This window comes from Pandoraea faecigallinarum (assembly GCF_001029105.3).
Classification (GTDB): domain Bacteria; phylum Pseudomonadota; class Gammaproteobacteria; order Burkholderiales; family Burkholderiaceae; genus Pandoraea; species Pandoraea faecigallinarum.
In genome coordinates this window covers 4579747-4606462 of record NZ_CP011807.3, presented here as the reverse complement: position 1 = coordinate 4606462, position 26716 = coordinate 4579747, and the positions used below count along the sequence as shown (strand labels likewise).

General features: G+C 60.3%; 17 protein-coding genes, 2 tRNA genes and 3 rRNA genes. 17 read left to right on the top strand and 5 right to left on the bottom strand.

The genetic code is table 11. From position 1 onward, the window contains the following. Positions 1 to 22: 22 nt before the first annotated feature. Complete coding sequence (gene pcaF, locus AB870_RS20235) at positions 23 to 1225, bottom strand: 3-oxoadipyl-CoA thiolase (protein WP_047906065.1); 1203 nt, start codon at positions 1223 to 1225, stop codon at positions 23 to 25. 154 nt (positions 1226 to 1379) lie between these two features. After that, positions 1380 to 3074: a phenylacetic acid degradation protein PaaN gene (gene paaN, locus AB870_RS20230; RefSeq protein WP_047906064.1), complete on the bottom strand. Its 1695-nt coding sequence runs from the start codon at positions 3072 to 3074 to the stop codon at positions 1380 to 1382. A 562-nt stretch (positions 3075 to 3636) separates the two neighbouring features. Here paaN and AB870_RS20225 point away from each other — a divergent pair. The 8 genes from AB870_RS20225 to AB870_RS20190 all read left to right on the top strand — a co-directional run bounded on the left by AB870_RS20225 (position 3637) and on the right by AB870_RS20190 (position 12177). Beyond that, positions 3637 to 4413 (top strand): enoyl-CoA hydratase, encoded by a 777-nt coding sequence (locus tag AB870_RS20225; protein WP_047906063.1) that lies wholly within the window; start codon positions 3637 to 3639, stop codon positions 4411 to 4413. An 85-nt stretch (positions 4414 to 4498) separates the two neighbouring features. Then, positions 4499 to 5305, top strand: coding sequence for a basic amino acid ABC transporter substrate-binding protein (locus AB870_RS20220; protein ID WP_047906062.1), 807 nt, complete (start codon positions 4499 to 4501; stop codon positions 5303 to 5305). Between the two features lie 564 nt (positions 5306 to 5869). Beyond that, positions 5870 to 7402: ribosomal RNA gene (locus AB870_RS20215) — 16S ribosomal RNA — on the top strand. Positions 7403 to 7466: 64 nt separating this feature from the next. Continuing rightward, a tRNA-Ile gene (locus tag AB870_RS20210) sits at positions 7467 to 7543 on the top strand. Between the two features lie 111 nt (positions 7544 to 7654). Further along, positions 7655 to 7730: transfer RNA gene (locus AB870_RS20205), tRNA-Ala, on the top strand. Positions 7731 to 8030: 300 nt separating this feature from the next. After that, positions 8031 to 10908: ribosomal RNA gene (locus AB870_RS20200) — 23S ribosomal RNA — on the top strand. A 127-nt stretch (positions 10909 to 11035) separates the two neighbouring features. Further along, positions 11036 to 11148: ribosomal RNA gene (gene rrf, locus AB870_RS20195) — 5S ribosomal RNA — on the top strand. The 16S, 23S and 5S rRNA genes sit together here with 2 tRNA genes alongside, the layout of an rRNA operon. 312 nt (positions 11149 to 11460) lie before the next feature. Continuing rightward, positions 11461 to 12177, top strand: coding sequence for a DUF3047 domain-containing protein (locus tag AB870_RS20190; RefSeq protein WP_053059454.1), 717 nt, complete (start codon positions 11461 to 11463; stop codon positions 12175 to 12177). An 82-nt stretch (positions 12178 to 12259) separates the two neighbouring features. On the opposite strand, the gene AB870_RS20185 is transcribed toward AB870_RS20190, so the two are convergent. Next, entirely contained in the window at positions 12260 to 13456 is a 1197-nt protein-coding gene (locus AB870_RS20185; RefSeq protein WP_047906061.1) for a M20 aminoacylase family protein, read from the bottom strand. Between the two features lie 212 nt (positions 13457 to 13668). On the opposite strand from AB870_RS20185, the gene AB870_RS20180 reads away from it, so the two are divergent. Both AB870_RS20180 and AB870_RS20175 read left to right on the top strand, forming a co-directional pair. Continuing rightward, a complete protein-coding gene (locus tag AB870_RS20180; RefSeq protein ID WP_047906060.1) occupies positions 13669 to 15744 on the top strand; it encodes a molybdopterin-containing oxidoreductase family protein in 2076 nt (691 codons plus the stop codon). 113 nt (positions 15745 to 15857) lie between these two features. Beyond that, positions 15858 to 16919 (top strand): aminopeptidase, encoded by a 1062-nt coding sequence (locus AB870_RS20175; RefSeq protein WP_053059720.1) that lies wholly within the window; start codon positions 15858 to 15860, stop codon positions 16917 to 16919. A 67-nt stretch (positions 16920 to 16986) separates the two neighbouring features. Here the strand turns inward: AB870_RS20175 and AB870_RS20170 are convergent, their stop codons facing one another. Further along, entirely contained in the window at positions 16987 to 17466 is a 480-nt protein-coding gene (locus AB870_RS20170; RefSeq protein WP_047906059.1) for a MarR family winged helix-turn-helix transcriptional regulator, read from the bottom strand. Between the two features lie 180 nt (positions 17467 to 17646). Then, positions 17647 to 18804, bottom strand: coding sequence for a porin (locus AB870_RS20165; protein ID WP_047906058.1), 1158 nt, complete (start codon positions 18802 to 18804; stop codon positions 17647 to 17649). A gap of 318 nt (positions 18805 to 19122) precedes the next feature. Between AB870_RS20165 and coq7 the strand changes: the two genes are divergently transcribed. The 7 genes from coq7 to AB870_RS20130 all read left to right on the top strand — a co-directional run bounded on the left by coq7 (position 19123) and on the right by AB870_RS20130 (position 26708). After that, the gene (gene coq7, locus AB870_RS20160; protein WP_047906057.1) at positions 19123 to 19770 is read left to right on the top strand and encodes a 2-polyprenyl-3-methyl-6-methoxy-1,4-benzoquinone monooxygenase; all 648 of its coding nucleotides are present in this window, start codon (positions 19123 to 19125) and stop codon (positions 19768 to 19770) included. A 419-nt stretch (positions 19771 to 20189) separates the two neighbouring features. After that, positions 20190 to 20618 (top strand): division/cell wall cluster transcriptional repressor MraZ, encoded by a 429-nt coding sequence (gene mraZ, locus AB870_RS20155; protein WP_047906056.1) that lies wholly within the window; start codon positions 20190 to 20192, stop codon positions 20616 to 20618. Positions 20619 to 20664: 46 nt separating this feature from the next. After that, positions 20665 to 21594, top strand: a complete 930-nt coding sequence (gene rsmH / locus AB870_RS20150; protein WP_418303972.1) for a 16S rRNA (cytosine(1402)-N(4))-methyltransferase RsmH — start codon at positions 20665 to 20667, stop codon at positions 21592 to 21594. Continuing rightward, positions 21591 to 21935, top strand: coding sequence for a cell division protein FtsL (gene ftsL / locus AB870_RS20145; RefSeq protein ID WP_047906054.1), 345 nt, complete (start codon positions 21591 to 21593; stop codon positions 21933 to 21935). The genes rsmH and ftsL overlap by 4 nt, the downstream gene beginning before the upstream one ends. Further along, a complete protein-coding gene (locus AB870_RS20140; RefSeq protein ID WP_047906053.1) occupies positions 21932 to 23707 on the top strand; it encodes a peptidoglycan D,D-transpeptidase FtsI family protein in 1776 nt (591 codons plus the stop codon). Before ftsL ends, AB870_RS20140 begins: the two co-directional genes overlap by 4 nt. Before the next feature lie 32 nt (positions 23708 to 23739). Continuing rightward, the gene (locus AB870_RS20135; protein WP_047908476.1) at positions 23740 to 25278 is read left to right on the top strand and encodes a UDP-N-acetylmuramoyl-L-alanyl-D-glutamate--2,6-diaminopimelate ligase; all 1539 of its coding nucleotides are present in this window, start codon (positions 23740 to 23742) and stop codon (positions 25276 to 25278) included. Then, entirely contained in the window at positions 25275 to 26708 is a 1434-nt protein-coding gene (locus tag AB870_RS20130; RefSeq protein ID WP_047906052.1) for a UDP-N-acetylmuramoyl-tripeptide--D-alanyl-D-alanine ligase, read from the top strand. The genes AB870_RS20135 and AB870_RS20130 overlap by 4 nt, the downstream gene beginning before the upstream one ends. Positions 26709 to 26716 lie beyond the last annotated feature (8 nt).

The window sequence follows — 26716 nt, the reverse complement described above, 5'->3', positions numbered from 1 at the left end:
GGGGCTTCCTCCGGGTATGGGCTCAGACGCGTTCGATGGCGATGGCGATACCTTGCCCCACGCCGATGCACATCGTGCACAGTGCGAAGCGTCCACCGGTGCGATGCAACTGGTACATCGCCGTGGTCACCAGACGCGCTCCCGAGGCCCCCAGCGGATGGCCCAGCGCAATCGCGCCGCCGTTCGGATTGACGCGCGCGTCGTCGTCGGCCAGACCGAGTTGACGCAACACGGCCAGGCCCTGACTGGCGAAGGCTTCGTTGAGTTCGATGACGTCGAACTGATCGAGCGTCATGTTCAGTTGCTTGAGGAGCTTGAGCGTGGCCGGCGCCGGACCGATGCCCATGATGCGCGGCGCGACACCGGCGGTGGCCATGCCCAGCACGCGGGCGCGCGGTGTCAGACCGTGGAGCTTGGCGGCACTTTCGCTCGCGAGCAGCAGTGCGCATGCGCCGTCGTTCACGCCGGAGGCATTGCCTGCGGTGACCGTACCGTCCGGGCGGACCACGCCCTTGAGCTTGCCCAGCGCTTCCAGACTCGTGGCACGCGGGTGTTCGTCTTTTTCGACGACGATCGGGTCCCCTTTCTTCTGGGCGATCGACACCGGCGTGATTTCCTGAGCGAGCGTGCCGTCGGCCTGCGCGCGGGCGGCCTTCTCCTGACTGCGCAGTGCGAAGCGGTCCTGATCTTCGCGGTTGATCTTGAAGTCGTCCGCGACGTTCTCGGCGGTCTCGGGCATCGAGTCCACACCGTATTGGGCTTTCATCAGCGGGTTGATGAAACGCCAGCCGATGGTCGTATCGAAGATTGCAGCCTGACGCGAGAACGCGCTGTCGGCCTTGCCCATCACGAACGGCGCGCGCGTCATGGATTCGACGCCGCCGGCGATCATCAGTCCGGCTTCGCCGGCCTTGATGGCGCGCGCAGCGGTGCCGATGGCGTCCATGCCCGAGCCGCACAGGCGGTTGAGCGTGGCGCCCGGGACATCGATGGGCAATTCGGCGAGCAGCGACGCCATACGGGCGACGTTGCGGTTGTCTTCACCTGCCTGATTGGCGCAACCGTAGATGACGTCATCGATCAGCGTCCAGTTCACGCTGGGGTTGCGCGCGATCAGCGCCTTGAGCGGAATCGCGCCGAGGTTGTCGGCGCGAACGTCCTTCAGTGCACCGCCGTAACGGCCGATGGGGGTGCGGATCGCGTCGCAGATGAAGGCTTCGGTCATGGTGTCTCGTTCCTGTCGTTGCTTTGGGGCGGGAGACGCAGCGGGCGGACGCGCGGTGAACTGGCGGCCGCCGTGCGGCGGTGAGTGACTATGGTAGTGACTTACCGTCGCCTCCGCGTGAGGAGTTTCCCGTCCTCTCTATATAAGAAATGGCTTACGCGGCGCCTGCTTCGGACTTGGCCGGCACATGGTGACGACTTTGCACGACGCGGAAGCGGTTGGCGACGAAGGCGGCGTCTGCCAGGCTGGCGTTGGCTGCCGGGTTGCCACCGGTGCCGTGATAATCCGAATACGCCGCCGACTGGTTGACGAACACGCCGCCGGTCAGGTTGAGCGACAGGGCAACGCGGCCTTCGATGGCGGCGTCGAGCGCCCGCGCCTCGCCCTCTGCGGACGTGGTGTACGCCGACAACGTGAGTGCGCCATGCTTGGCAGCGGTGCGTCCGGCCAGCGCGAACGCTTGCGCGGCGCTGTCCACGGCGATCACGAACGTGATCGGACCGAACCATTCGCGGGTGTAGGTGGCTTCGTCGGCGACGTCGAGCGCGACGATCAGCGGCGTGCGCACACGGGCATCGGCAAACGCCGGGTGCTGGAGCGTCTGGCTGTCGAGCACGACGCGGCCGACCTTGCGAGCCTCGTCGATGCGGGCAAGCACGCCTTCGTTCTGGATCGCGCCGAGCAGTTCCACGGCCTTGGCCGGGTCGCTGCATGTCTTTTGGACACTGCCGGCGATGGCGGCGACGACCTCGTCGAACGATACGTTGCCGTCGGGCGTCTGAATGCCGTCACGCGGAATATAGATGTTCTGCGGTGCCGTGCACATCTGACCGGAGTAGAGCGCCAGCGAGAAGCCGATGTTGCGGGCCATGCCCTTCAGGTCGTCCGTCGAGTCGATGACGATCTGGTTCACGCCGGCCTTCTCCGTGTACACCTGCGCCTGACGGGCGTTCGTCTCCAGCCAGTCGCCGTTGGCGGTGCTGCCGGTGAAGTCGATCACGCGCACTTCGCCGCGCGTGGCCAGTTGCTGGACGATTGCGCCATCGTTCGGGTTGGTGGCCGCCAGGGTAACGACGTCCGGATCGAAACCAGCTTCCTTCAACACCTCACGCGCGATCTTCACGGTGATGGCGAGCGGCAGAATCGCGCCGGGGTGCGGCTTGACGATCACGGCGTTGCCGGTGGCGAGGCTTGCGAACAGGCCCGGGTAGCCGTTCCACGTCGGGAACGTGCAGCAGCCGAGCACGAGTGCCACGCCGCGCGGCACGACGGTGTAACGCTTTTCCATCGCGAGCGGCGGGTTCTTGCTTTGCGGCTTTTCCCAGTAGGCGTTGGCGGGGATGCGGCGCAGCTCGTCCCAGGCATAGGCCACGGCTTCGAGACCGCGATCCTGTGCGTGCGGGCCGCCGGCCTGGAAGGCCATCATGAAGGCCTGACCGGTGGTGTGCATCACGGCGTTGGCCATCTCGAAGCTGCGGGCGTTCAGGCGCTTGAGAATTTCGAGCGAGACACCGGCCCAGGCGTCCGGCGTGGCGGCGCGCCAGGCCTTGTGGGCGTCGCTTACGCGGGCGAGCAGGGTGTCGATCTCGAAACCGGGGTAGGTCGTGCCGAGCGCGAAGCCGAACGGCGAAGTCTCCTGACCCACGCTGCCCGTGCTGCCGCGCTGCTCCAGCGGGAAAGCAGCGTTCAGATATTGTTTGAAGGCCGCTTCGCCATCGGCGGCAGCCGTCTCGCCATAGGCACGCGGGCTCGGCATTTCCGTGAACGGGCTCCAGTAACCACGCGTGGCGATGGCCTGAAGGGCGCGCTCGAGAGTCTCTTGGTGTTTGGCGAAGAGGGGATGAGTCATGGTTGTGGATCTGTCCGTGTCGGGATGCGGCTGGCGGATTCGCTGTCTGTGCCTGCGGGCAAGTTCGTGGCTCGCGCGGCAAGACGCAGGGGACGGCACCGGATCGTCTCAAGAAAGTTCGTCGCGAACATTAATTGACCGACCGGTTGGTTTGTTAATATAGCACCAAATCTTCCGCGCGTGGCGCACGTTGACGCCGGGTTTTCCCCGACGGGTTTGGTTTCAAGAGGTTAGCGTGGGACAAGGCAGGTTGGCGTGCCTCTATATATAGGAATGTTCGGCAGGAAGCCCACGCGTGCCGCGGTGGATAGGGAGTTTGGCGCAATGAAAGGTGCGTATGTGGGGGATCGATGGCATCATGCCTAACCACTACAGTCGACGCCCGGTGGGCCACGTACCCCGTCCTGCCAGGAGCGCCGCAGCGCCATTGCGAACCGATGGCGCGTCGATCGCCTTATCTGTTTCCGGCGTCTGCCGGGTCGCGATGCTCTCAGGCGCGTCGCGCCCGGGCGGTGCCAGCCCCCGAATCACAAGACGAGACTTTGACTGGAGGAACAAGAGGATGACGTACGAGAACATTCTGGTGGAGACGCGCGGCCGCGTCGGTCTGATCACGCTGAATCGTCCGAAGGCGCTCAACGCGCTGAACGATGCGCTGATGGACGAACTGGGCGCGGCACTCACCGCATTCGATGCCGATGAAGCCATCGGTTGCATGGTGATCACCGGGAGCGAGAAGGCGTTCGCGGCGGGGGCGGACATCGGCATGATGTCCAAGTACACCTTTGCCGATGTGTTCAAGGGCGACTACATCACACGCAACTGGGAGACGGTGCGCCGCATCCGTAAGCCGGTGATTGCCGCCGTGTCGGGTTTCGCTCTGGGCGGCGGGTGCGAGTTGGCGATGATGTGCGACTTCATTATTGCCGCCGACAACGCGAAGTTCGGTCAACCGGAAATCAAGCTCGGTGTGATTCCGGGGGCGGGCGGCACGCAGCGTCTGACGCGTGCGGTGTCCAAGGCCAAGGCGATGGACATGTGTCTGACGGCGCGCTTCATGGACGCCACCGAAGCCGAACGCGCCGGTCTCGTGTCGCGTGTCGTGCCGTTCGACAAGTTGCTCGACGAGGCGATCGGTGCTGCCAACACCATCTGCGAATTCTCGTTGCCGGTCGTCATGGCGGCGAAGGAGGCCGTCAACCGAGCCTTCGAATCTACGCTCGACGAAGGCGTGCAGTTCGAGCGTCGCATGTTCCATTCGCTCTTCGCGCTGGAAGATCAGAAGGAGGGCATGGCCGCGTTCGTCGAGAAGCGCAAGCCGGTTTTCAAGCATCGCTGAAGCCGTTGTGAAAAAGCCGGGACGGCTGCCTGCGGGGCGGCTGTCCTGTGATAGTCTGCCGGTTTTTTCAGCAAGGGACGAAACGATGTCGATGAAACGACGTGCATTTGCGCTGGCCTTGGTCGTGGCCTCGGGGCTGCTGTTGAGTGCCTGCGGGAAGAAGGAAGAAACGGCTTCGGGGCGCTCGGTCGGGCCCGACGGTTCGCAGCCCGTGTACGTCGTCGGATCGGACGCCGCTTATGCGCCGTTCGAGTTCGAAACCGACAACCGTCAGATCGCCGGTTTCGATATCGATGTGATGAAGGCGGTTGCCGACAAGGCGGGTATCTCCATTCGGTTCATCAATACGCCGTTCGAAGGCATCTTCAACTCGTTGGTGCAAGGCGATCGTGACATCCTGATCTCGGCGATCACGATCACGGACGAGCGCAGCAAGCAGATGGACTTCTCCACGCCTTACTTCGAGGCGTCGCAATTGATCGCGGTGCCGGCGAACTCGACGGTACAAAAGTTTGACGACCTGAAGTCGATGAAGGTCGGCGTGCAGACGGCGACGACCGGTGATGAGGTCGTGCAGAAGCTGATGGGCAAGAACAATCCGTCGGTCAAACGGTTCGAAGGCACGCCGCTTGCGATGAAGGAACTTGAGGCCGGGGGCGTAGACGCGGTGGTCGCAGACAACGGTGTTGTGGTGAATTTCATTGCGAATAATCCGAATGCCAAGCTTCGCACGGTGACAGATGGAAGCTTCCCGAAGGAGTACTACGGCATTGCTGTCCGCAAGGGCGACGCCGAGTTGCTGGCCAAGATCAACAAAGGCATCGACGCGATCAAGGCGGACGGTACGTACGACGCGATCTACGAGCGCTACTTCGGCAAGAAGAAGTCCTGACGGTCGACGGGACGCGGCGCCGGCTGGCGCCGCGTGAAATGAAAAAAGCCCGCGAAGGGGCTTTTTCATGGGGTTTCAAATTATTTTCACAAAGCGCTTGCCAAGGTTCGGGGTTTTCACTAATATCTCGTCTCTCGCAACGACGGCGGCGCAGCGAAAGCGGCGGCGAGGTTGGGGCGACGGGCCGAAAAGCCCGGTGGTTAGCGGTTTTGGGGCTGGTGAGTTGCGAGAGCGACGAGCGATGAAGGCGAAAAAAACTGTTGACGACGACGAGAAGCTGCGACATAATCTCACTTCTCTGCTGCTGATGCAGCGACGCAGAAAACGAAGCGACGGCGCGGCAAGTTGGCGACGAAGCGAAGTTCGATGCGATTGATCTTTAAAAATTGAACAACCGATAAGTGTGGGCACTCGATGAATGGTGCGTCTGCTTCGGCAGATAAGCTTTAAATTTATTGAGGCTCACATAGTAATAGGTAAGTTAAGAAATTAACTTGTCAGCATACTTTGAGAGCGACCGGTTCTAGCGATGTATCGCGAAAGACCGAAAACAGTAACAGGTTTAAACTGAAGAGTTTGATCCTGGCTCAGATTGAACGCTGGCGGCATGCCTTACACATGCAAGTCGAACGGCAGCACGGGTGCTTGCACCTGGTGGCGAGTGGCGAACGGGTGAGTAACATATCGGAACGTACCTTGTAGTGGGGGATAGCTCGGCGAAAGCCGGATTAATACCGCATACGCTCTGAGGAGGAAAGCGGGGGACCTTTGGGCCTCGCGCTACAAGAGCGGCCGATATCAGATTAGCTAGTTGGTGAGGTAAAAGCTCACCAAGGCGACGATCTGTAGCTGGTCTGAGAGGACGACCAGCCACACTGGGACTGAGACACGGCCCAGACTCCTACGGGAGGCAGCAGTGGGGAATTTTGGACAATGGGCGCAAGCCTGATCCAGCAATGCCGCGTGTGTGAAGAAGGCCTTCGGGTTGTAAAGCACTTTTGTCCGGAAAGAAATCCTCTGGGTTAATACCTCGGGGGGATGACGGTACCGGAAGAATAAGCACCGGCTAACTACGTGCCAGCAGCCGCGGTAATACGTAGGGTGCGAGCGTTAATCGGAATTACTGGGCGTAAAGCGTGCGCAGGCGGTTTTGTAAGACGGATGTGAAATCCCCGGGCTCAACCTGGGAACTGCATTCGTGACTGCAAGGCTAGAGTATGGCAGAGGGGGGTAGAATTCCACGTGTAGCAGTGAAATGCGTAGAGATGTGGAGGAATACCGATGGCGAAGGCAGCCCCCTGGGCCAATACTGACGCTCATGCACGAAAGCGTGGGGAGCAAACAGGATTAGATACCCTGGTAGTCCACGCCCTAAACGATGTCAACTAGTTGTTGGGGATTCATTTCCTTAGTAACGTAGCTAACGCGTGAAGTTGACCGCCTGGGGAGTACGGTCGCAAGATTAAAACTCAAAGGAATTGACGGGGACCCGCACAAGCGGTGGATGATGTGGATTAATTCGATGCAACGCGAAAAACCTTACCTACCCTTGACATGTACGGAATCCTGCTGAGAGGCGGGAGTGCTCGAAAGAGAGCCGTAACACAGGTGCTGCATGGCTGTCGTCAGCTCGTGTCGTGAGATGTTGGGTTAAGTCCCGCAACGAGCGCAACCCTTGTCCTTAGTTGCTACGCAAGAGCACTCTAAGGAGACTGCCGGTGACAAACCGGAGGAAGGTGGGGATGACGTCAAGTCCTCATGGCCCTTATGGGTAGGGCTTCACACGTCATACAATGGTCGGTACAGAGGGCTGCCAAACCGCGAGGTGGAGCTAACCCCAGAAAACCGATCGTAGTCCGGATCGCAGTCTGCAACTCGACTGCGTGAAGCTGGAATCGCTAGTAATCGCGGATCAGCATGTCGCGGTGAATACGTTCCCGGGTCTTGTACACACCGCCCGTCACACCATGGGAGTGGGTTTTGCCAGAAGTAGGTAGCCTAACCGCAAGGAGGGCGCTTACCACGGCAGGATTCATGACTGGGGTGAAGTCGTAACAAGGTAGCCGTAGGGGAACCTGCGGCTGGATCACCTCCTTTCTAGAGCATGCACTGGAAGTTGAGTGCTCACGCTTATCGGTTGTTGACTGCGTAGATCTAAGTCGGGTCTGTAGCTCAGGTGGTTAGAGCACCGTCTTGATAAGGCGGGGGTCGAAGGTTCAAGTCCTTCCAGACCCACCAACTCTTTCCACCGATGTCTGGTAGAAAGAAATCTGGCTGAGGCAAGGCACAAAAAGCCGCGGCATACACCGGTATGCAAGGTTTTTTGTAACGCCGCATCAGACTGATTTGGGGGGCATAGCTCAGCTGGGAGAGCACCTGCTTTGCAAGCAGGGGGTCGTCGGTTCGATCCCGTCTGCCTCCACCAACACCTTGGATCTCACATCGATGTCAGTCAAAAGCGCTTTACGTCTGTAGTCAATCCCCCTGTGGTGAGTACGCGTTCTGTGAATGCTTTTGAATGACAGCAATGTCATGCAGTATTTGTTCTTTAACAATTTGGAAGAAGAAGTAGTACAACGGAAGCGCGTTAGAGATGGCGCGTGGAAATTGTACGGGTTGTGATTGTATCAACCAGTATTTAAAGTGATCGAAAGATGACTTGGAATACGGCACAACGCGAATACTCAACCTATGAAGGATGTGTCGAGAGACGCACTCGTTATAGGGTCAAGCGAATAAGTGCATGTGGTGGATGCCTTGGCGATTACAGGCGATGAAGGACGCGATAGCCTGCGAAAAGTTGTGGGGAGCTGGCAAATAAGCATTGATCCACAAATGTCCGAATGGGGAAACCCGGCCTTTTAGGTCATCCTAGACTGAATCCATAGGTCTAGCGAAGCGAACGCGGCGAACTGAAACATCTAAGTAGCTGCAGGAAAAGAAATCAACCGAGATTCCCAAAGTAGTGGCGAGCGAAATGGGACCAGCCTTCAAGATTTAGCACCGGTGTTATCAGAACGGAATGGAAAGTCCGGCCATAGTGGGTGATAGCCCCGTATGAGAAAACCCTGGTGTGGAACTAAGCTTGAGAAAAGTAGGGCGGGACACGTGAAATCCTGTCTGAAGATGGGGGGACCATCCTCCAAGGCTAAATACTCGTAATCGACCGATAGTGAACCAGTACCGTGAGGGAAAGGCGAAAAGAACCCCGGGAGGGGAGTGAAATAGATCCTGAAACCGCATGCATACAAACAGTCGGAGCCTCGTAAGGGGTGACGGCGTACCTTTTGTATAATGGGTCAGCGACTTACATTCAGTGGCGAGCTTAACCGAATAGGGAAGGCGTAGCGAAAGCGAGTCCGAATAGGGCGTCCAGTCGCTGGGTGTAGACCCGAAACCAAGTGATCTATCCATGGCCAGGTTGAAGGTGCGGTAACACGTACTGGAGGACCGAACCCACTAACGTTGAAAAGTTAGGGGATGAGCTGTGGATAGGGGTGAAAGGCTAAACAAACTTGGAAATAGCTGGTTCTCTCCGAAAACTATTTAGGTAGTGCCTCGTGTATCACCTTCGGGGGTAGAGCACTGTCATGGTTGAGGGGTCCATTGCGGATTACCTCGCCATAGCAAACTCCGAATACCGAAGAGTGCAATCACGGGAGACAGACATCGGGTGCTAACGTCCGGTGTCAAGAGGGAAACAACCCAGACCGCCAGCTAAGGTCCCTAAATATTGCTAAGTGGGAAACGAAGTGGGAAGGCTAAAACAGTCAGGAGGTTGGCTTAGAAGCAGCCACCCTTTAAAGAAAGCGTAATAGCTCACTGATCGAGTCGTCCTGCGCGGAAGATGTAACGGGGCTAAGCAATATACCGAAGCTGCGGATGCGAGCTTGCTCGCATGGTAGGAGAGCGTTCTGTAAGCCTGTGAAGGTGTCTTGTAAAGGATGCTGGAGGTATCAGAAGTGCGAATGCTGACATGAGTAGCGATAAAGGGGGTGAAAGGCCCCCTCGCCGTAAGCCCAAGGTTTCCTACGCAACGTTCATCGGCGTAGGGTGAGTCGGCCCCTAAGGCGAGGCAGAGATGCGTAGCTGATGGGAAGCAGGTTAATATTCCTGCACCGTCGTATGATGCGATGGGGGGACGGATCGCGGAAGGTTGTCCGGGTGTTGGAAGTCCCGGTCCCTGCAGTGGAGAAGGCGCTTAGGCAAATCCGGGCGCGTAATTCAAGGCTGTGGGGCGAGCGAACTTGTTCGCGAAGCAATTGGAAGTGGTTCCAAGAAAAGCCTCTAAGCTTCAGTCATACGAGACCGTACCGCAAACCGACACAGGTGGGCGAGATGAGTATTCTAAGGCGCTTGAGAGAACTCGGGAGAAGGAACTCGGCAAATTGGTACCGTAACTTCGGGATAAGGTACGCCCTTGTAGCTTGACTGGCCTGCGCCAGAAGGGTGAAGGGGTTGCAATAAACTGGTGGCTGCGACTGTTTAATAAAAACACAGCACTCTGCAAACACGAAAGTGGACGTATAGGGTGTGACGCCTGCCCGGTGCCGGAAGATTAAATGATGGGGTGCAAGCTCTTGATTGAAGTCCCGGTAAACGGCGGCCGTAACTATAACGGTCCTAAGGTAGCGAAATTCCTTGTCGGGTAAGTTCCGACCTGCACGAATGGCGTAACGATGGCCACACTGTCTCCTCCCGAGACTCAGCGAAGTTGAAGTGTTTGTGATGATGCAATCTACCCGCGGCTAGACGGAAAGACCCCATGAACCTTTACTGTAGCTTTGCATTGGACTTTGAACCGGTCTGTGTAGGATAGGTGGGAGGCTTTGAAGCAGGAACGCTAGTTTCTGTGGAGCCGTCCTTGAAATACCACCCTGGCTTGTTTGAGGTTCTAACCTAGGTCCGTAATCCGGATCGGGGACAGTGCATGGTAGGCAGTTTGACTGGGGCGGTCTCCTCCCAAAGTGTAACGGAGGAGTACGAAGGTACGCTAGGTACGGTCGGAAATCGTGCTGATAGTGCAATGGCAAAAGCGTGCTTAACTGCGAGACTGACAAGTCGAGCAGGTGCGAAAGCAGGTCATAGTGATCCGGTGGTTCTGTATGGAAGGGCCATCGCTCAACGGATAAAAGGTACTCTGGGGATAACAGGCTGATACCGCCCAAGAGTTCATATCGACGGCGGTGTTTGGCACCTCGATGTCGGCTCATCTCATCCTGGGGCTGTAGCCGGTCCCAAGGGTATGGCTGTTCGCCATTTAAAGAGGTACGTGAGCTGGGTTTAAAACGTCGTGAGACAGTTTGGTCCCTATCTGCCGTGGGCGTTGGAAGTTTGAAGGGGGCTGCTCCTAGTACGAGAGGACCGGAGTGGACGAACCTCTGGTGTACCGGTTGTCACGCCAGTGGCATCGCCGGGTAGCTATGTTCGGAAGAGATAACCGCTGAAAGCATCTAAGCGGGAAACTCGCCTTAAGATGAGACTTCCCTGGGAACTCGATTCCCCTTAAGGGTCGTTCAAGACCAGGACGTTGATAGGTCAGGTGTGGAAGCGCAGTAATGCGTTAAGCTAACTGATACTAATTGCCCGTGAGGCTTGATCCTATAACCAGTGTGTTTTTCCTGGTGTGAGTATCGATGTGCCGATACAACTCACAACCCACATGTGTTGTACTACGCTTCTTCCGAATTGGTTTTGTTGGCCCCAGGCCAGCAGAACATACAAGTTATGCCTGATGACCATAGCGAGTTGGAACCACCCCTTCCCATCCCGAACAGGACCGTGAAACGACTCCACGCCGATGATAGTGCGGATTCCCGTGTGAAAGTAGGTAATCGTCAGGCTCCCCTTAAAAACCCCTTGCTACTCCCGTAGCAAGGGGTTTTTGCTTTGCAACATCCCTTCCTCTTACGTCATCGCTAGGCGCCTGTTGTTGGGGTGGCGTCACGAATCGTATTCCCGGGTACATCGACACTTGCTTTCTCGCTTAGCATTCCGGCACGGGGTTAGCGGCAGTTCGGGGAGCAAAACAGGTGTTGAATCATTGTCGAAATAAGTGCCGTACATTTGGGCGTGTTGGTGTGGCATGCGTTAGCGCTGCCCTCGTTTGGGGAATCGGGGGATGCGCATCGCCCGGCTCGTCATTGACGCAACGTATGACCTCCGCCGCATTGATGCACAGCGAGGAAATCGCACCTCTCTCGGCAGCTGTGAATTCAGACGGTCTTCCGCCGCATTGGGAGACCTACCTTGTAACGCGCAACAAGCGGCTTACGCACTACGAGCAAACTACGGATGCCGACGGGATTGCCGTAATGCGTGCCACCGTGGACGGATCTGCGTCGGGACTCGCTCAAAAACTCGATATTCCGATATATCCGGGGGCCAAGTTGACGTGGCGATGGCGTGCCGACACCTTACCCTTGAACGCCGATATTCGGACCAAACGCTTCGACGATGCCCCGGTGCGCATCGCGCTCGCGTTCGACGGGGATCTGGCCAAACTCACCATGCTGGACCATATGCATCGTGAGTTGGCGCGAATGGTAAGTGGACGCGAATTACCGTTCGCCACACTGATGTACACGTGGGGAGACGACAAATTGGCCGCCAACGAAGTGGTACCGAATCCGTACACCGGCCGAATTCGATCGATCGTCGTCGAACGCGGCGGGCGCAATCTGGGCGCATGGCAGACATACTCCCGTGATATCGCAAAAGACTACGAGCGCGCGTTCGGAGAGCCGCCGGGACGGTTGGTCGGCATCGCCATCATGAGCGACGGTGACAATACGCAAACGAAGTTCACCGCGTGGTACGGCGACATCCACCTGGATACGGATAGCATCCCAACGACAACAGCAGCCAAATGATGTAATCGCTGTCCGCACCAAAGAAAAACGCCGGCAATGTCGAACTGCCCGCGTTTTTTATGGTGCCAAGTTTGGAAAACGCTTACTTGTTTCGCTCGAAATACGTTTCGACCAGCTTGACCCAGTATGTCCCTCCGAGCGGCAGCAGATCGTCGTTGAAATCGTAGCTCGCGTTGTGGAGGTTGCAGGGGCCGAGGCCGTGGCCGGTGTCTCGGTGCGTGCCGTCGCCATTGCCGATAAAGACATAGGCGCCCGGCTTTTCGAGAAGCATGAACGAGAAGTCTTCGGCACCCATCGTCGGCTCGACCTTGTCGTTCACGTTCTCGTCGCCCACGACCTGACGCATCACATCGGCGCAGAGTGCAGCCATACCCGGTTCATTGATGGTCGGCGGATAGTTGCGCAGGAATTCGATTTCTGCCGAACAACCCAGCCCCTTGGCGACGAACTCGGAAATTTCGCGCAGTCGACTTTCGATCAAATCGAGGACTTCTATGGAAAACGTACGGATGGTGCCGCCGAGCCACGCCACATCGGGCACCACGTTCGTGGTATCGCCGGCATGAATTTGCGTGATGGAAAGCACGGCCGCATCGATGGGCCGCTTATTGCGCGTAATGATGCTTTGCAACGCCTGTGCAACCTGAACGGCGGCAATGACGGGATCAATGCCGGCGTTCGGAATACCCGCATGCGTGCCCTTGCCGCGAATCGTGATCTTGAATTCGTTGCTCGATGCCATCATCGGCCCGGGCGTAACGGCGAACGTACCGGTAGGCACCCCGGGCCAGTTATGCATGCCGAACACCGCCTCCATCGGGAAGCGATCGAACAGACCGTCCTTGATCATCTCGCGTGCTCCGCCGCCACCCTCCTCGGCGGGCTGGAAAATCAGATAGACCGTGCCGTCGAAATTTCGATGCTTCTGAAGATATTGCGCCGCAGCAAGCAGCATGGCGGTGTGTCCATCATGACCGCACGCATGCATCTTGCCTTCATGTTTCGACGCATGTTCGAACGTGTTGGCTTCGTGAATCGGCAGGGCGTCCATATCGGCGCGCAGACCGATTGCGCGGTTGCTACTGCCATTCTTGATGATGCCGACGATACCGGTCCTGCCAAGACCACGGTGGATCGGGATGCCCCATTTGGTCAGAGTATCCGCGACCACGTCGGAGGTGCGCTTCTCTTCGAAGCAGAGTTCCGGATGCGCGTGAATGTCGCGTCGGATGGTCTGAATTTCGCCGCGAGCGGCGTCGATTTCTGGAATGAGCTTCATGACGGGTTTCCTGCTGAGCGCAATGGCCCATCTTACCCCGAATGGAGGGGACTGGCACCCTGGTCGGAAATGTCCGAGCGGCGCGCCGGATTAAGCCGAAAAGTGGCCGAAGCCCCCGTCTGGCGGGGCAGCGCGCAAACGAACGTAATACAATATCGCCAGCGTCCCAATGTTAGCGGACGCGGCGATTCGGTAGAGAGAGGAGTAGTTTGATGACGACCAATACCCACGTCGTTCGAGCCGCATGCCCGCATGACTGTCCCGACACGTGTGCGCTGCATGTGACCGTGGAGAATGGCGTCGCAATCAAGGTGCAGGGCGATCCCGACCATCCGACGACCAAGGGTGTCTTGTGTACGAAAGTCGCTCGCTATACCGAACGAACCTATCATCCGGATCGCTTATTGCATCCGCTCAAGCGCGTTGGTGCCAAGGGTAGCGGCCAGTTTGTTCGTGTGAGCTGGGACGAGGCGCTAGAGGAGATCGCGGCCCGGCTGGGTACGATTGCTGCGCGTGAGCCGGAAGCCATTCTGCCGTACAGCTACGCCGGCACCATGGGCTTCGTGCAGGGCGAGTCGATGGCCGCGCGCTTTTTCAACAAGCTAGGTGCGTCCGAGCTCGACCGTACCATATGCGCGAGCGCCGGCGCGGCGGGCATGCGTTACACCTATGGCGCGGGCGTGGGGATGCACGTCGAGCATTTTGTCGACAGCAAACTGATCCTCATCTGGGGAAGCAACCCCATTACCTCTAGCGTGCATTTCTGGGCGATTGCGCAGGAAGCGAAGCGGCGTGGTGCGAAACTGATCGCCATCGACCCCTATCGTTCGCTCACGGCCGAAAAATGCCACCAGCACATTGCATTGCTGCCCGGCACCGATGCCGCGCTGGCGCTGGGTATGATGCACGTCCTCATTGCGGAGGACCTCGTCGATCACGAATACATCGCTCGGCATACGGTGGGCTACGCGGAACTCAAGGATCGCGTGCGAAGGTACACACCGCCGCGCGTGGCAGAAATTTGTGGTATCACCGAAAACACGATCGTTACGCTCGCGCGGGAGTATGCGAGTGCGAAACCCGCAGCAATTCGATTGAATTACGGCATGCAGCGTGCCAGGGGCGGCGGCCAGGCAACGCGCGCAGTGGCATGTCTTCCCGCGCTGATCGGCGCCTGGCGAGATCCCGCGGGCGGCATGCTGATGTCGACCTCCGGCTTCGCCCCCGTGGACACGCTGGCGCAAGCTCGCCCCGATCTTCGGCCGAAACGGGACAAAGCGCCGCGTATCGTGAATATGAGCGCAATTGGCGACGCGCTGTGTCACCCGGGCGACGAGACCTTCGGTCCGAAGATCGAGGCGCTGGTGGTCTATAACAGCAATCCCGTAGCCGTCGCTCCGGAATCGGGCAAGGTGGCCACCGGGTTCGGTCGCGAAGATCTGTTCACCGTCGTGCTCGAACATTTCCAGACGGACACTGCGGACTACGCGGACTTCGTGCTGCCGGCGACGACACAACTTGAACATCTGGACATTCACAAGGCCTACGGCCACACCTACTTGCTCGCGAACAACCCGGCGATCGCCCCGCTCGGTGAGGCGAAGCCGAACTCGGAAATATTCCGTCTGCTGGCTAAGCGGATGGGATGGCAGGACGCCTGTTTCTCCGATACCGACGACCAGTTGGCCGCGCAATCGATCCGGTGGGACGATGCACGCATGGCCGGTAGCGATTGGGAAACGCTCAAACGTGACGGCTGGATCCGATACGATCTCCCGGAAGCGCCGTTTGCCAACGGGCAGTTCTACACGCCGTCCGGCAAGTGCGAGTTTTACTCCGAACGCATGTTGCAGGAAGGGCTCGACCCTCTGCCCGATTGGATCCCGCCTTATGAGTCCGCTGCCAGCAACCCCGAATTGGCGGCCCGGTATCCGCTGGCGATGATTTCGCCACCTGCACGCAATTTCCTGAATTCGAGTTTCGTGAACGTTGATAGTTTGCGGGCATCGGTTGGTGAGCCAACATTGGATATTCACCCGGCGGATGCGTCACCCCGCGGCATTGTGGATGGCGCGGGCGTGCGCATTTACAACGATCGCGGCACGCTGAACGCCAAGGCGCGTGTCACGGACAAGGCGCGTGAAGGCGTTGTCGTTGGCTTGTCGATTTGGTGGAAGAAGCTCGCGCCGGACGGCAAGAATGCCAACGAGGTCACGAGTCAACAGCTCACGGATCTGGGACGAGCCCCAACGTTCTACGATTGTCTGGTCGAGGTGGCACCGGTCTGACGTTCGGTGTCGATGTCCGGTCGATGCTCAGGAGCCCAGCAATGCCGATCTGGTTTGCGATGCACTTGCGGCCGCCGTGGCACAAGATCGGGACCGTCATCGCTTGCGGCGTCATGCTCGTGCTCTCGGGCTGTGGGCAGGTCGGTTATTACGCGCAGTCGATCAATGGGCACTTTACGGTGTTGCATACGGCGCAACCGGTGTCGGATCTGCTGGCTGACCCGACCATCGATCCACGCTTGCGCACGCGCCTGATCGAAGCGGAGCAGATTCGCAGCTACGCCGTGTCGGCGCTGGGAGAGCCCGATAACGGAAGCTATCGAAGCTACGCCGACCTGAAGCGGCCATTCGTCGTCTATAACGTCTTCGCTGCACCGGCGCTGTCGCTGAAACTGCACGAGTCGTGTCTTCTGGTCGTCGGCTGTGTCGAGTATCGCGGCTATTACTCGCGAGAATCGGCGGAGGCCTATGCGGCGGAACTGCATCGTGATGGCTGGGAGACGTTCGTAGCGGGTATTCCGGCGTACTCGACGCTCGGCTATTTCGACGATCCGCTTCTCAATACCTTCATCTATCTGCCCAGGGCAGAAGTGGCGCGCATGATTTTCCACGAGCTCGCGCATCAGATTCTGTTTGTGCGCGGCGACACCGCGTTCAATGAATCCTTCGCCGTGACGGTGGAAACCGTGGGAGTCCGTCGCTGGCTGGCTGCGCATCCCGATGCGGCGATAGAGTACGAGCGATACGATGCGCATCGCCGTGAGTTCCGGAAACTGGTGGACGGGTACCGCAAACGGCTCGAGGCACTGTATGGGAGTTCGGAAACGGATACCGAGAAAATTGCGGCCAAAGAGGCGCTGTTCGCACGTATGCGCGCCGATTACGAGGCGCTGAAAGCGTCGTGGGGCGGTTATAAGGGATTCGACCTGTGGTTCGCGACGGATCTGAACAACGCCAAGATCGGGTCCTTCGCTACCTACAATCAATGGGTGCCGGCGTTTTTGGCGTTACTGGCGCAAGAGCAGGACGAACTGCCGAAGTTCTATGCAACCGTCAAGGCGATGTCGAAGCGCCCCGAGCCGGAGCGCAACGCCGCGCTTGCAACGCTGGATCGGACACCCGAAGCGGCCGCGGCGAGAGCCGCGTTGGACATGCCCCTGCGTGCGGGGCGCTAGGCGGGCGCGATGGAGGGGACAGCCGCCGGACTTGATCGTGCCGCGCGAATCCTCAGCGGCGAACGCATCAAACGATCACTGACTTCAAGTCTCCCAGCAACAGGTAAAGTTGCCGCCGCTGTTCCTCCGGGAGTCTGCCCAGACGCTGTTCGATCCACGCCTCATGCGCGTGCGCCATGTTGGAGAACGCTTTTTTCCCGCGTGGCGTGAGTTTGATCAGAAACGCGCGGCGGTCATTGACCACCGTCTCGCGCGTTACCCATCCTTCCTTTTCCAACTGGTCCGTAATGCCGGTGACGTTGCCGCCAGTGACCATCATCCGCTTGCTCAACTCGCCCATTTTGAGTCCCTCGGGATGACGATCCAACTGCGCGAGCAGATCGAAACGCGGCAGCGTGCAATCGAATTCCTGACGCAAGCGCGAGCGAATGTCGGTCTCGATCAGATTGGCGCATGTCAGCAGGCGCAGCCACAGGCGTAGCGCGTCATGCTCCCGGTCGTGGGCTCGCGTTTCGAGATCGAGAGAGTCGGAGTCGGCGAGGCTCATGGTCGATGGTCAAAAAATTTACAGTGTGGAAATTTTAGGTTTGAAATAAACGAACGGTCAAGTGAGGGGATACGAGTGCGGTCGTCAATACGTGTATGTGTGTCGCGGATGCGTGAGGAAATAAAAAAGGGCACCCGAAGGTGCCCTTTCGTCAAAGCCTAAGTGACAGAAACTGTCAGCTTAGAACTTGTGACGGATACCGGCCGTAACAGCGAACTGGTTCGTGCTGTTCGAGAAGCCCAGGCCGTTCAACGATGCACCGCCAGGAGCGTCGTTGTTGGCGTGTTGCCACAGACCAACCAGGTACGTGTCCGTGCGCTTCGACAGGAAGTAGTCGACGCCCAGGTTGACTTGGTGGTACTTCGGCGACACATTGCTGCCCAGTGCGTTCAGCGTCGACCAGGTGTACGTGTACGATGCGCCCAGTTGCAGAGCCGGGGTCAGCATGTACTTGGCGTTCAGTTCGGCGTTGTCGAACTTCCAGCTGCCGCCACCGATGTACTGATACACGCTGTGGGCGTAGACCAGACCCAGCGTTGCCGGACCGAAGGCGTACGAACCGCCTGCCGATGCGATCCATGCCTTGTCGCTAGCAGCTGCGCCGCCGAGCGTCATCGGGGTCGTAGCATCGCCGCCGTTGTTGATCACGCCGCTGGCGTTGCTAGCCGGCGAGCCGAGGTACAAGTAACCTGCACCGAACGACACCGGGCCGTTAGCGTAGCCCAGGCCGAACGAGTAAGCGCGGTTGTTAGCGAAGCCCGAACCCGTCGTGCCGTTGTTGGCCGAGTTCGAGAAGCCATACATACCGCCGGCGCTGAAGCCGTTGTAGTTGACCGTCGTGTACTTGACCGAGTTGTTAACGCGGAACGAGTTGTTCAGGTTGTCGTTGTCGAACGGGTGAGCGCCCGCGAACGTCGACCACTGGCTACCCGAAGCGTACGGACCAACGAAGTCAACCACGGAGTCGTACTGACGACCGATGGTCAGCGTACCAGCCGTTGCGCTGCTCAGGCCAACGTAGGCTTGACGGCCGAACATACGACCGTTCTGGCCCAGCGTGCCATTGCCCAGGTTGAAGCCGTTTTCCAAGACGAAGATCGCCTTCAGGCCACCACCGAGGTCTTCAGCACCCTTCAGGCCCCAACGCGAACCTTGCAGGTTACCGTTAGCGAACTGGAAGTTCTTCGTTGCGTTGCCCGTGCCGGCCAGGCTGCCACCGGTCTTGCTGACGTATTGCAGGCCAGCGTCGATGATACCGTACAGGGTCACGCTGCTTTGTGCGTGAGCAGCGCCAGCGAATGCGCCGAGCACACCCAGAGCGAGAAGCGACTTTTTCATTGAGTGATCTCCAAAGGATTGTGAGATTTGTTTAACAAGGTCACTAGTGATAACGTCCTTGCTAATCAACTTCGCGAGAAGTTGGACGTAATGTAACAAATTCACTTTGGGCGGCAAAGGAAAAGGCCGGTTTTACGCGGGTTTGCGACGGGTTTTGTTTCGTTTACGCAACATCCCGGAAACCGGCGTCAGACGGGGATTTCCCGCGTTTGCGCCCGCGCAAGGCGCGCCGGATAAAGGGGCGTGTCATCGGCGGCGGACGCGATAGAATCGTCCAGCGTCCCACATGGTGAAAGATTTAAGCGAGTTGAAAGTACGATGTTCTCCGATAGCCTGATCTCCGAGCTTGACCGTGGCCTGCGCGCGATCGCCGGCGTTACGCAAGCATCCCGTCCCACGCCTGCCGCGGCGCCGTCTTCGCATCGCGATGCGCCCGTTGGCGATGACGCCCTGACGCCGGAAGAGCGTCGTCACGTGGCTGGCCTGATGCGGGTGAATCATGTTGGGGAGGTTTGTGCGCAGGCGTTGTATCAGGCGCAGAAACTGGCGACGAAGCGCCCGGAGCTACGGACGGCTTTCGAGCATGCAGGCAAGGAAGAAGAGGACCATCTGGCGTGGACGGCGCACCGTCTCTCCGAGCTTGGCTCGCGCCCGAGTCTGCTTAACCCGCTGTGGTATGCCGGTGCGTTTGCCATCGGCTTCGTTGCCGGCAAGTGCGGCGACAAGGTGAGTCTTGGCTTCATGTCGGAGACCGAGCGTCAGGTGGAGCACCATCTGGATAGCCATCTGGCCGATCTTCCGCCACATGACTTGCGCTCGCGGGCCATCGTCGATCAGATGCGGCGCGATGAGATCGAGCACGGTCAGGCCGCGCGCGATGCCGGCGGGGTCGAATTGCCCATCCCCGTGCAGCGCGTAATGCGCGCCGCTGCAAAGGTGATGACGACGACGGCCTACTATATATAGTGTGTCCGGAATGTCCCCCCGAACGACCCCCACCTTCTGAGTCGATTTTCCTCCTCGCGATGCGCGCCAGCCAGCGATTCCTTCGTTTCGGCACGGCGTGAGCGCGCACTACCCGGTATCGATAGTGATGGCGGGCCTCCCCGAGGCGATGCCTAAAATATGAGGTTCCACTTTCACTATCGCACTTATGTCTTTAATTTTTCTGACAAAATTTCGTTTTCCTGCTTTAGGAAAGTGAGCTAAGTCATTGTTCTGACTACCAAATTCCCTTCGAAAAACGGGCGAAACGCTTGACCGGCCATACACTCTCCTCTAAAGTGGGAAATAGTGTGAGAAAGTGTATTTTTGTGTGGTGTAGGCCACAAAATCTTTCTCTTTCGGCATGACGGGCAGGCGGACGAAACCTCACGGGAGCGCACGTGTTTCAAGGGGCCTCGGCACTTTCACTGGATGCAAAGGGACGGATGTCGATTCCGGCCCGGCACCGTGACGTGCTTCAGGGCGACGCGCAAGGCAAGGTGACGATCACCAAGCACCCGGATGGATGTCTGTTGCTGTTCCCTCGGCCCGAATGGGAAATCTTTCGCGGCAAGATCGCCGCACTGCCGATGGACGCGCACTGGTGGCGACGCATCTTCCTGGGCAACGCAGCCGACGTCGAGATGGATTCGGCGGGCCGTGTCCTGGTGGCGCCCGAATTGCGCGCGGCCGCGGGCATGGACAAGGAAGTCATGCTGTTGGGCATGGGCAGTCACTTTGAACTCTGGGATGCCGCGACGTACGCCGCCAAGGAGCAGGCAGCGATGGCGCAGGGTATGCCGGAGGCACTGAAGAACTTCACTTTTTGATAGATCAGGTGGTCCGACGAGCATGGCGCACGCGGTGGAAACGGTAATGCAGCACCGCACGGTCCTGCTGGAGGAGGCCGTGGATGCCTTGCTGTGGCGCGACGATGGCGTATACGTCGACGGCACGTTCGGCCGCGGCGGGCACAGTCGCGGGCTGCTCGAACGGCTGGGTCCGAAGGGCAGGTTGATCGCGTTCGACAAGGACCCTCAAGCGATCGCGGAGGCGGCAAAGATTGCCGATCCGCGATTTTCGATTGAGCACGAGAGCTTTGCGACGTTGCGCGAAGCGCTGGCCCGGCGCGGTATCGACAGAGTGTCGGGCGTTTTGCTGGACCTGGGCGTGTCGTCGCCGCAGATCGACGACCCCGCGCGCGGATTCAGTTTTCGTTCCGACGGCCCGCTCGATATGCGCATGGATCCCACGCGCGGCGAGTCGGCCGCCGAGTGGCTGGCACGGGCAACGCTGGAAGAAATGACGGAGGTCATCAAGGACTATGGGGAAGAACGGTTTGCTTTTCAGATTGCAAAGGCGCTTGTTGCTCGCCGGGCAGACGCCGACCGCCTCGGGCCTCTCGTCAGTACACGCGAGCTTGCCTCGATCGTGGCGGGTGCCGTCAAGACCCGTGAGAAGGGCAAGGACCCGGCAACACGTACCTTTCAGGCTCTACGGATTCACGTCAATCAAGAGCTTGCGGACTTGCAGATAGCACTGGATGTGGCGGCCGATGTCCTCGAAACGGGAGGCAGACTCGTGGCGATCAGCTTTCATTCGCTGGAAGACCGTATCGTGAAGCGCTTCATGCAAGCGCGCTCGAGCGCGCCGGCGGTGGATCGCCGCGTGCCTTTGCGCGCCCACGAAATTCCCGAGCCGCCGTTCAAGGCCAGCCGCAAGATCAAGCCGTCCGCTGCCGAAGTGGAAGCGAACCCGCGTTCGCGCTCGGCGATCATGCGCGTCATGGAGCGGGTGTCGTCATGAGCCGGCTCAACGTTCTTCTGCTCGCGCTGCTCATCGGCTGCGCGCTCTCCCTGATCAATGCGCAGTACCGTGCGCGCGGCACGTTCGTCGAACTGAACCGCGAGCAGGCGCTCGAGCATCAGCTGTTGCAGGACTGGGACCGTCTTCAGTACGAGCAGAGCGCCCAGAGCAAGAGCGCCCGTATCGAAAGCGTGGCCCGCAGCGACCTGAAGATGCAGGCCGTCTCGCCGGGCCGCACGCAATATCTGTCCGCCCCGGCCGGTAGTTCGGGTGCGATGGTGGACGTGCCGGTGCCGACGGCGAGCGCCGCGTCCGCCCCCGCGAGCGGAGGCAAGCGATGATTCGCCGCAAAGACGCCAAATCCAAGACCAAGGATGTGCAGTTCTCTGCCAGCCCGGTCCTGTCCGTGCGTCTGCCGATGTGGCGCTCGAAGATGCTCGTCTTCGTGATCTTCGGCGCGTTCGCGTCGCTGGTCGCGCGCGCCTTCTGGATTCAGGGGCCGGGCAACGCCTTCTATCAACGTCAGGGCGAGAGCCGTTACGAACGCACTCTGGAGATGTCCGCCACGCGCGGCAAAGTGTTCGACCGTAACGGTCAGGTGCTTGCCACCAGTCTGCCCGTCAAGGCCATCTGGGCGATTCCGGAAGACGTGCCCGACGACGTATCGGCCGATCAGGTACGCAAGCTCGCACGCCTGCTCGAGATGAGCGAGCCGGACCTGCGCCGCAAATTCAATCAGGAAAAGAGCTTCGTCTACGTGAAGCGGCAAGTCCTGCCCGACGTCGCCAAGCAAGTCGCGGATCTCGACATTCCGGGGGTATACCAGCGCAAGGAATACAAGCGCTTCTATCCGGAAGGCGAAATTGCGGCGCACGTGGTCGGCTTTACGAATGTAGAGGATATCGGTCAGGAGGGCGTCGAGCTGTCGATGCAGAAGGATCTGGCCGCCACGCCGGGCAGCCGCCGCGTGATCAAGGATCGGCTGGGACGCGTGGTCGAAGACCTCGACATCCTGGCGCAGCCGCGCGACGGGCACGACATCACGCTCTCGATCGACAGCAAGATTCAGTTCCTCGCCTACAGCGAACTCAAGGACGCCATCGAGCGCACCGGCGCCAAAGCCGGCAGCGCCGTGGTGCTCGACGTGCGCACGGGCGAAGTGCTCGCCCTGGTCAACCTGCCGACGTACAACCCCAACAATCGTACGAACCTGACGGGGGCGCAGTTGCGCAACCGGGTCATTACGGACACGTTCGAGCCCGGTTCGATCATGAAGCCGATCACCATCGCGGCGGCGATCGAAAACGGCTACGTGAAGCCGACGTCGACGGTCATGACCACCGGTCGCGCCAACTTCTTTGGCGCAAACATCACGGATACGCACGATTACGGTCTGCTTACGGTGGCGGGCGTCATTCAGAAGTCGAGCAACATCGGTACCGCCAAGATCGCGTTGCAGATGAAGCCGCAGGAAATGTGGGACATGTTCGCCAGCGTCGGCCTCGGCCAGGCGCCGAAGCTCGGATTCCCGGGAGCGGTGGCAGGACGTTTGCGCCCTGCCAAGAGCTGGCGTCCGATCGAGCAGGCGACGATGGGCTACGGTTATGGCCTGTCTGCCTCGCTGATTCAGTTGGCGCGCGCGTACACCGTGTTTGCTCATGACGGCGAGCTGTTGCCCATCTCCATCTACAAGACGGACGGCAGTGTCGTGAAGGGAACGCCCGTGATCTCGCCGGCAACGGCGCGTGAAGTGCGCAAGATGCTGGAAATGGTGACGTCGCCGGGCGGCACCGCCACGCGAGCGCAGGTCATCGGCTATCGCGTCGGCGGCAAGACCGGCACGGCCTACAAGCAGTCGGGCAAGGGGTACGACAAGAGCAAGTACCGCGCGTCGTTCGTCGGCATGGCGCCGATGTCGGAGCCGCGCATCATCGTGGCGGTGACGCTCGACGAACCGGGGCGCGGTTCCCACTATGGTGGCGTGGCCGCCGGTCCGGTGTTCGCGTCGATCGTGGGCGGCACGTTGCGCGCATTGAACGTGGTGCCGGATTCGCCGGTGACCAAGCTCGTCGTGAGCGACAAGGTGGAGGAGAGCGAGCCATGGGCCCCGTGACGCCGACGCCGCAAAATCCCGCCACATTCGCCATGATCGCGAACGCTGCCGAGCGCGCCGCGCTCGCGCAGGCATGGGACTGGCTGCGTCGTACGGTGCCCGCCGGGGCAACGCTGCATGCGGATAGCCGTCGTGTCTTGCCGGGCGATGTGTTCGTTGCGTACGCCGTCAAGGGCGCCGACAGCCGCGGTTTCATTGCCGACGCCGTCGAGCGGGGGGCCGCCGCCGTGCTCTGGCAGACGGACGACTTTACGTGGCCCGCATCGCTGACCCGCCTCGCAAGCGTGCCGCAGTTCGGCGTGCCGCGTCTGGACTGGCTCGCCGGGTCATTGGCGGCGCTCTGGTACGGCGAGCCGAGCGCCGGCATGACGATGCTCGGCGTGACGGGCACCAACGGCAAGACCTCGTGCAGCCAGTGGCTGGCGCAATTGCTCACGAAGTCGAACGTGCGCAGCGCTGTGATCGGCACGCTGGGCAGCGGCTTTCCCGGACATCTCACCGTCACGGGCTTCACCACGCCCGACGCCGTCCAGCTTCAACACAGCCTCGACGACCTTCGCGCGCAAGGCGCCGCTGCGGTGGCGATGGAAGTGTCGTCGCATGGCCTGTACCAGGGCCGCGTCAACGGTGTCGCATTCGACGTCGCGGTGTTCACCAATCTGACGCAGGACCATCTCGACTATCACGGCACGATGGCCGAGTACGAGGCCGCCAAGACACGTCTGTTCGACTGGCCAGGCCTGAAGGCCGCCGTCATCAATCGCGACGACGCGATGGGGCAGCGCCTGCTCGCGCGCCTGGCCGGCAAGACGCCGGTGTTCGAGTACGGCATTCACGGCAATGCGGTCTCGGCGCACGGCAACCGGGTCGTGCGTGCGGAAGACATCCGTGCGACGACCGCGGGCACGCGCTTCACGCTGCATATCGACGACCAGAGTCAGCCGGTCACGGTGCCGCTGATCGGCGAATTCAACGTCAGCAACGCACTGGCCGTGCTCGGCGCGGCGCTCGCCGCCGGAGTGCCGCAAGATGCCGCTATCGCAGGTCTGGCGACCCTCGCACCGGTCTCCGGCCGCATGGAGCAGATCGGACAGCCGGGGCAGCCCCTGGTCGTCATCGATTACGCGCACACGCCCGATGCCCTCGACAAGACGCTCGCGGCCCTGCGGCCGGTGGCCGAGGCCCGTGGCGGCAAGCTCGTCTGCGTATTCGGCTGTGGCGGGGATCGCGATGCGGGCAAGCGTCCGCAGATGGGGGCGGTGGCCGAGCGTCTGGCAGACGCTGTCGTGCTCACGAGCGACAACCCGCGCACCGAGGTGCCGGCCGAGATCATGGCGCAAGTCGCCGCGGGACTCGCGCAACCCGATGCCGCCCGTCGTATCGAAGACCGCGCCAGCGCGATTCTCCAGGCCGTGCGCGGGGCGCAGGCGGCGGACGTCGTGCTCATCGCGGGCAAGGGACACGAAAGTACACAGGAAATCATGGGCAAGAAGCGGCCGTTCTCCGATCAGGAACACGCACGTCTGGCACTCGCCGCGCGTGCGACCACTGTGCGCGGAGGTGGCGAATGACGCAAACGACCCCCACGACCCCCACGCCCCTGTGGAACCTGCGCGATGTCAACGTCGCCGTAACCGGGTCGCAAGTGCTTGGCGAAGCGTCGACGGCGTTCTCGCGCATCGTGACGGATAGCCGTTCGGTTCAGCCGGGCGATCTTTTCGTCGCGCTCAAGGGCGAGCGTTTCGACGCGCACGACTTTCTGCCCGACGTGGTGCGCGCCGGTGCCGCCGCCGTGGTCGCAACGCGCCTTCCGGAAGGTTTCGGCACGCCGGCGCTGCTCGTGCCGGACACGCGTATCGCACTGGGCGAGATGGCTGCGGCGTGGCGTCGCCGCTTCTCGATTCCCGTGGTCGCCGTGACCGGCAGCAATGGCAAGACGACCGTCAAGGAGATGATCTCGGCGATTTTCGCCGAGGCGGCGGGGGCGGACGCGCGTCTGGCCACTGCGGGTAATTTCAACAACGACATCGGCCTGCCGCTGACTGTGTTTCGTCTGAAAGACGGCGACAAACTGGCGGTGCTCGAACTCGGCATGAACCACCCGGGCGAGACTGCGTACCTCGCGCAGATCGCCCAGCCGACGGTGGCCGTGATCAACAACGCGCAGCGCGAACATCAGGAATTCATGGTGAGCGTGGCCGCCGTGGCCGAAGAGCATTCGGCCGTACTGGCGGCGCTACCCGCCGATGGCGTTGCCGTGTTCCCGGCGGAAAGCGAATTCGCATCGATGTGGCGCGAGATCGCTGGCAAGCGCCGCGTACTCGACTTTGCGCTCGACACACGCGCGGCGGTGTCCGGCCGCTACGACGTGGCGACGCGGGTGCTGCGTGTGGCGTCGCCGGCGGGCGAGTTCTCACTCACGTTGCCGCTGCTGGGCGAGCACAACGCGCGCAACGCGTTGGCCGCGATTGCCTGCGCTTTGGGCGCGCACGTCGACGTGGGTTCGATCGTGCGGGCACTCGAAGCATTTTCCGCCGTCAAAGGCCGTCTCCAGGTGTCCACGCTCTCAAAGGGACCTCTTGCAGGTGTCACGTTGATCGACGACACCTATAATGCGAACCCCGATTCTGTACGGGCCGCAATCGATGTGCTCGCCCAAACCCCTGCGCCGCGTGTGCTCGTGCTGGGCGACATGGGCGAAGTGGGCGACAACGGCCCCGCATTTCACCGCGAGGTGGGCGAATACGCCGCACAGCGCGGTATCGACAGGCTGCTGGCGCTGGGCGCGCAGACGCCGGCGAGCGTCGCCGCTTTCGGCGACGGCGGCGAGCATTTTTCGGATGTGACCGATGTTTCGCCGCTCGTGGCCGAGTTGAAAGCCACGTTAAGTGCGCCGGCCACCGTGCTGGTGAAGGGAAGCCGCTTCATGCGGATGGAGCGCGTGCTCGAACAATTGCGCGCGACGAGTGAAAGCGGGGGCGGAGACGCCCCGGCCAAGTGATAAAGGAT